Origin of the sequence: Noviherbaspirillum sp. ST9, assembly GCF_048799745.1 — a bacterium.
Taxonomy (GTDB): domain Bacteria; phylum Pseudomonadota; class Gammaproteobacteria; order Burkholderiales; family Burkholderiaceae_D; genus Noviherbaspirillum.
On sequence record NZ_JBLWFR010000018.1, the window covers coordinates 1 to 5,387 of the forward strand.

General features: G+C 51.9%; 2 tRNA genes and 3 rRNA genes. All 5 read right to left on the reverse strand.

Annotated elements, in window-relative coordinates:
• Positions 1 to 12: 12 nt before the first annotated feature.
• Positions 13 to 125 (reverse strand): 5S ribosomal RNA (gene rrf / locus ACNOHI_RS24365).
• A gap of 156 nt (positions 126 to 281) precedes the next feature.
• Positions 282 to 3,156, reverse strand: a 23S ribosomal RNA gene (locus ACNOHI_RS24370).
• Positions 3,157 to 3,434: 278 nt separating this feature from the next.
• Positions 3,435 to 3,510 (reverse strand) — tRNA-Ala (locus ACNOHI_RS24375).
• 9 nt (positions 3,511 to 3,519) lie between these two features.
• A tRNA-Ile gene (locus ACNOHI_RS24380) sits at positions 3,520 to 3,596 on the reverse strand.
• 68 nt (positions 3,597 to 3,664) lie between these two features.
• Positions 3,665 to 5,195 (reverse strand): 16S ribosomal RNA (locus ACNOHI_RS24385).
• Together the 16S, 23S and 5S rRNA genes with 2 tRNA genes alongside form the textbook arrangement of a ribosomal RNA operon.
• Between the last annotated feature and the right edge of the window lie 192 nt (positions 5,196 to 5,387).

The window sequence follows — 5,387 nt, forward strand, 5'->3', positions numbered from 1 at the left end:
TGCATATAACAAGCCTGACGATAACCTACTTTCACACTGGTTGCAGCACTATCATCGGCGCAGAGTCGTTTCACGGTCCTGTTCGGGATGGGAAGGGGTGGTACCAACTCGCTATGGTCATCAGGCATAACTTGTAGCGTTGCGCGTATCGCCGTTGCAGCTGGCGAGTACGAACAACTCAATCTGGGAAGAAGCAGTAATTAGGGGTACTACATATATTTTGGCGGGTGTGATTGAACAGTCATTCACACACATACTTGTTTATAACCGGCCAAGGTTATAGGGACAAGCCGCACGGGCAATTAGTATCAGTTAGCTTAACGCATTACTGCGCTTCCACACCTGACCTATCAACGTCCTGGTCTCGAACGACCCTTCAGGGAGATCAAGTCTCCGGGAAGTCTCATCTTGAGGCAAGTTTCCCGCTTAGATGCTTTCAGCGGTTATCTCTTCCGAACTTAGCTACCCGGCAATGCCACTGGCGTGACAACCGGTACACCAGAGGTTCGTCCACTCCGGTCCTCTCGTACTAGGAGCAGCCCCCCTCAAACTTCCAACGCCCACGGCAGATAGGGACCAAACTGTCTCACGACGTTTTAAACCCAGCTCACGTACCACTTTAAATGGCGAACAGCCATACCCTTGGGACCGGCTACAGCCCCAGGATGTGATGAGCCGACATCGAGGTGCCAAACTCCCCCGTCGATATGAACTCTTGGGAGGAATCAGCCTGTTATCCCCAGAGTACCTTTTATCCGTTGAGCGATGGCCCTTCCATACAGAACCACCGGATCACTATGTCCTACTTTCGTACCTGCTCGACTTGTCAGTCTCGCAGTTAAGCACGCTTATGCCATTGCACTATTAGCACGATGTCCGACCGTACCTAGCGTACCTTCGAACTCCTCCGTTACACTTTGGGAGGAGACCGCCCCAGTCAAACTGCCTACCATGCACTGTCCCCGACCCGGATAACGGGCCAAGGTTAGAACCTCAAACAAACCAGGGTGGTATTTCAAGGATGGCTCCACGGCAACTGGCGTCACCGCTTCAAAGCCTCCCACCTATCCTACACAGATTGGTTCAAAGTCCAATGCAAAGCTACAGTAAAGGTTCATGGGGTCTTTCCGTCTAGCCGCGGGTAGATTGCATCATCACAAACACTTCAACTTCGCTGAGTCTCGGGAGGAGACAGTGTGGCCATCGTTACGCCATTCGTGCAGGTCGGAACTTACCCGACAAGGAATTTCGCTACCTTAGGACCGTTATAGTTACGGCCGCCGTTTACTGGGACTTCAATCAAGAGCTTGCACCCCATCATTTAATCTTCCAGCACCGGGCAGGCGTCACACCCTATACGTCCACTTTCGTGTTTGCAGAGTGCTGTGTTTTTATTAAACAGTCGCAGCCACCAGTTTATTGCAACCCCTTCGTCCTTCTGGCGCAGGCCAGTCAAACTACAAGGGCGTACCTTATCCCGAAGTTACGGTACCAATTTGCCGAGTTCCTTCTCCCGAGTTCTCTCAAGCGCCTTAGAATACTCATCTCGCCCACCTGTGTCGGTTTGCGGTACGGTCTCGTTAGACTGAAGCTTAGAGGCTTTTCTTGGAACCACTTCCGATTGCTTCGCGGCATAAAGCCGCTCGTCCCATACCCTTGAATTACGCGCCCGGATTTGCCTAAGCGCCTTCTTTGATACAGGAACCGGGACATCCAACACCCGGACAACCTTCCGCGATCCGTCCCCCCATCGCATCTAACGACGGTGCAGGAATATTAACCTGCTTCCCATCAGCTACGCATCTCTGCCTCGCCTTAGGGGCCGACTCACCCTGCTCCGATGAACGTTGAACAGGAAACCTTGGGCTTACGGCGTGCGGGCCTTTCACCCGCATTATCGCTACTCATGTCAGCATTCGCACTTCTGATACCTCCAGCATCCTTTACAAGACACCTTCGCAGGCTTACAGAACGCTCTCCTACCATATCCTTACGGATATCCGCAGCTTCGGTGACTGGCTTAGCCCCGTTACATCTTCCGCGCAGGACGACTCGATCAGTGAGCTATTACGCTTTCTTTAAAGGATGGCTGCTTCTAAGCCAACCTCCTGACTGTTTTAGCCTTCCCACTTCGTTTTCCACTTAGCCAATCTTTGGGACCTTAGCTGGCGGTCTGGGTTGTTTCCCTCTTGACGTCGGACGTTAGCACCCGGCGTCTGTCTCCCAAGCTCGCACTCACCGGTATTCGGAGTTTGCAATGGTTTGGTAAGTCGCGATGACCCCCTAGCCATAACAGTGCTCTACCCCCGGTGGTGATACTTGAGGCACTACCTAAATAGTTTTCGGAGAGAACCAGCTATTTCCAAGTTTGTTTAGCCTTTCACCCCTACCCACAGCTCATCCCCTAACTTTTCAACGTTAGTGGGTTCGGACCTCCAGTACCTGTTACGGCACCTTCATCCTGGCCATGGGTAGATCACTTGGTTTCGGGTCTACACCCAGCGACTGAACGCCCTATTCGGACTCGATTTCTCTACGCCTTCCCTACACGGTTAAGCTTGCCACTGAATGTAAGTCGCTGACCCATTATACAAAAGGTACGCAGTCACCCCTTGCGAGGCTCCTACTGTTTGTATGCACACGGTTTCAGGTTCTATTTCACTCCCCTTCCGGGGTTCTTTTCGCCTTTCCCTCACGGTACTGGTTCACTATCGGTCGATATCGAGTATTTAGCCTTGGAGGATGGTCCCCCCATGTTCAGACAGGGTTTCACGTGCCCCGCCCTACTTGTCGCAAGCTTAGTTCCACACCAGGGATTTCGTGTAAGGGGCTATCACCCTCTATGGCCGCACTTTCCAGAGCGTTCCACTATCGCTGATGCTATATCTTGCAGGCTGGTCCCATTTCGCTCGCCACTACTTTGGGAATCTCGGTTGATTTCTTTTCCTGCAGCTACTTAGATGTTTCAGTTCGCCGCGTTCGCTTCCACGTACCTATGTATTCAGTACGGGATGACCTAAAAGGCCGGGTTTCCCCATTCGGAAATCTGCGGATCAAAGTGTGTTTGCTCACTCCCCGCAGCTTATCGCAAGCTACTACGTCCTTCATCGCCTGATATCGCCAAGGCATCCACCATGTGCACTTATTCGCTTGTCCCTATAACGTTGGCTCCTGCTTCCAGGAACGTTACAGAGTTTTTGAGTTTGCGTGCCGTATTCCAGACTTGCTCGCTTTCGCGAGAACTCTTTCATACATATGATTGATACAATCACAACCCACCAGTCTTCACCAATACGTCATCACAACGCATCAGCTCCAACTGATAAATTCTTTACTACTTCTTCCAGATTGTTAAAGAACAAAAACAGCCTTTTGATCGCAAAAGATCAAACCTAAATCCCATCGCTTTCGCAACGAATTTAGGTTTGATGTCTTGGTGGAGGTTGACGGGATCGAACCGACGACCCCCTGCTTGCAAAGCAGGTGCTCTCCCAGCTGAGCTAAACCCCCAAAACCTGATGGTGGGTCTAGTTGGGCTCGAACCAACGACCCCCGCGTTATCAACACGGTGCTCTAACCAGCTGAGCTACAGACCCATTTGATGCTGTTCTGTTTTACTAACACACCGATAAGTGTGAACGCTTGATTTGGATGCAAACTCTAGAAAGGAGGTGATCCAGCCGCACCTTCCGATACGGCTACCTTGTTACGACTTCACCCCAGTCACGAATCCTACCGTGGTAAGCGCCCTCCTTGCGGTTAGGCTACCTACTTCTGGTAAAACCCGCTCCCATGGTGTGACGGGCGGTGTGTACAAGACCCGGGAACGTATTCACCGCGACATGCTGATCCGCGATTACTAGCGATTCCAACTTCATGCAGTCGAGTTGCAGACTACAATCCGGACTACGATACACTTTCTGGGATTAGCTCCCCCTCGCGGGTTGGCGGCCCTCTGTATGTACCATTGTATGACGTGTGAAGCCCTACCCATAAGGGCCATGAGGACTTGACGTCATCCCCACCTTCCTCCGGTTTGTCACCGGCAGTCTCATTAGAGTGCCCTTTCGTAGCAACTAATGACAAGGGTTGCGCTCGTTGCGGGACTTAACCCAACATCTCACGACACGAGCTGACGACAGCCATGCAGCACCTGTGCGCCGGTTCTCTTTCGAGCACTCCCAGATCTCTCCAGGATTCCGACCATGTCAAGGGTAGGTAAGGTTTTTCGCGTTGCATCGAATTAATCCACATCATCCACCGCTTGTGCGGGTCCCCGTCAATTCCTTTGAGTTTTAATCTTGCGACCGTACTCCCCAGGCGGTCAACTTCACGCGTTAGCTGCGTTACCAAGTCAATTAAGACCCGACAACTAGTTGACATCGTTTAGGGCGTGGACTACCAGGGTATCTAATCCTGTTTGCTCCCCACGCTTTCGTGCATGAGCGTCAGTGTTATCCCAGGGGGCTGCCTTCGCCATCGGTATTCCTCCACATATCTACGCATTTCACTGCTACACGTGGAATTCTACCCCCCTCTGACACACTCTAGCCGTGCAGTCACAAATGCAGTTCCCAGGTTAAGCCCGGGGATTTCACATCTGTCTTGCACAACCGCCTGCGCACGCTTTACGCCCAGTAATTCCGATTAACGCTTGCACCCTACGTATTACCGCGGCTGCTGGCACGTAGTTAGCCGGTGCTTATTCTTCCGGTACCGTCATCCATCCCAGGTATTAACCAGGACGATTTCTTTCCGAACAAAAGTGCTTTACAACCCGAAGGCCTTCTTCACACACGCGGCATTGCTGGATCAGGGTTGCCCCCATTGTCCAAAATTCCCCACTGCTGCCTCCCGTAGGAGTCTGGGCCGTGTCTCAGTCCCAGTGTGGCTGGTCGTCCTCTCAGACCAGCTACTGATCGTCGCCTTGGTAGGCCTTTACCCCACCAACTAGCTAATCAGATATCGGCCGCTCCACGAGCATGAGGTCTTGCGATCCCCCACTTTCATCCGTAGATCGTATGCGGTATTAGCTAGTCTTTCGACTAGTTATCCCCCACTCCAGGGCACGTTCCGATATGTTACTCACCCGTTCGCCACTCGCCGCCAGGCCGAAGCCCGCGCTGCCGTTCGACTTGCATGTGTAAGGCATGCCGCCAGCGTTCAATCTGAGCCAGGATCAAACTCTTCAGTTCAATCTCTGTTGTGGCATTGCTGCCAGGTTCCGAAGAACCGTCGCTCACTCAAAATACTGACAGGTAATTATCTTGCGATTCTTACCTATATTTTTTGTGAGCACTTAATGTTTTAAGTTACACGCTGATCTCTCAGCGCCGCACCTTCATCAAGCGCCCACACTTATCGGCTGTTATTTTTTAAAGAACTTG